Genomic DNA, 969 nt, shown 5'->3' on the forward strand with positions numbered 1-969 from the left:
CGAGCTTTATACTGGGTTCTCATCCTCCCGCTAACACACTAGGTAAGTAAAGTTGAAAATATTGATCGTCGAAGATGAGCACAAAGCCGGAGAATATCTGCAAAAAGGTTTGATTGAATCTGGGTATGTGGTGGATTTAGTGCATGATGGGGTCGATGGGCTTTATCACGCTACCAGTGAAGAATATGACTTAATCCTCCTCGACATTATGTTGCCTAAACTCGATGGTTGGCAGGTGCTTAACACATTGCGCAGTAGTGGGATTCACACTCCAGTGATCATGCTGACAGCGAAGGAGCAAGTGGAAGATCGCGTGCGCGGTTTTGAGCTGGGTGCCAATGACTATGTGGTAAAACCTTACGCGTTTGCAGAGCTACTGGCGCGTGTTCAAAACGTATTTCGTCATCATATTGCCGCGCAAGTGGTCGCATCGCCGCAAACATTACGTGTGGCAGATTTAGAACTTGATATGATCAAACGCGTTGCCACGCGCGCGGGGCAGTCGATGTCGCTTACCGCCAAAGAATATGCTCTGCTTGAGTTGTTGATGCGCAAAACTGGCCAAGTGCTTTCACGTACCACCATTGCGTCGTTAGTGTGGGATATGAACTTTGACAGCGATACCAATGTGATTGATGTGGCGGTCAAACGTCTGCGTAGCAAAGTGGACAAACCGTTCGATAAACCTCTGATTCACACTGTCAGAGGGATGGGCTACAAACTCGAAGAGAGTCGTGATGCCTAAGTTCTCGCTGCCTTTTTCCATGAAAAACAAGCTCGTGCTGATGTTTGTTAGTATGACGTTTGTGACCTATTTTTCTTTGGCTTTCATCCTACAGTACGCCATTGAGCGCCACTTTTATTCGCAAGATTTCAGCTATATTTCCAGTAAGTTCAATGCCATTGAGAACGAGTTAAAACGCTCGCCAGAGGATGTGTTCAAGCAAGCGAATAACAGCACGCTCTACA

The 969-nt window shown here is 46.6% G+C and carries 1 protein-coding gene and 1 pseudogene; both read left to right on the forward strand.

The genetic code is table 11. From position 1 onward, the window contains the following. The first annotated feature begins 52 nt into the window (after window positions 1-52). A complete protein-coding gene (locus R7190_RS25990; RefSeq protein ID WP_005487426.1) occupies window positions 53-745 on the forward strand; it encodes a heavy metal response regulator transcription factor in 693 nt (230 codons plus the stop codon). Continuing rightward, a pseudogene (locus R7190_RS25995) lies at window positions 738-969 on the forward strand (two-component sensor histidine kinase); the annotation flags it as partial. The gene R7190_RS25990 and the pseudogene R7190_RS25995, both read left to right, overlap by 8 nt.

The organism is Vibrio sp. 1078-1 (assembly GCF_033340475.1).